General features: G+C 47.0%; 1 protein-coding gene. It reads right to left on the bottom strand.

Going from position 1 to position 487, the window contains the following annotated elements; genetic code table 11:
- A partial coding sequence (locus G9H60_RS13265) for a hypothetical protein (protein ID WP_223144517.1) occupies positions 1-487 on the bottom strand: 487 nt, incomplete at both ends.

The raw sequence follows: 487 nt of genomic DNA, 5'->3' as shown, positions 1-487 counted from the left end.
TGTACAACTTCATGTTGGTCGTCACAGCTCCTGATGCAAATGTCAAGGCTGTCGTTGTTCCAAAGGCAATATCTGTTGCGGCACTGTTGGTTACCTTAGCCGTCGTTACTGGTGCTGTTGAACTCGTTGCTCCTGAGAAAGTTAAGTTCTTTGAGCCTGTATAGCCTGTCGCTGTGTTTCCACTCGCATCCTTGGCCGTAATCGTAATGGAATTGCTGGTTCCGGCCGTTTGTGTGCCTGTTCCTGTTACCACTAATTTTGTCGCTGCTCCTGGACTAATCGTGACACTTGAACTGGTTACTGCTGTTCCAGATGCTGGGGTAAACGTAAAGGTTCCTGCTCCTGAAGCTCCGGTATAAGTAATACCATCCGTGGTTAAATTAGCCACTCCACTCGTAAAATCACCAGCTTGATTCAATATATTACTTGCTCCCGATCCTAAACCTGTCACCGTTCCTCCCAAGGAATTCGTCACCGTTACATTGTT

The organism is Aquirufa aurantiipilula (assembly GCF_019923745.1).
Classification (GTDB): domain Bacteria; phylum Bacteroidota; class Bacteroidia; order Cytophagales; family Spirosomataceae; genus Aquirufa; species Aquirufa aurantiipilula.
The sequence above is the reverse complement of the archived record's forward strand: the minus strand, read 5'-3'. Positions and strand labels throughout refer to the sequence as shown.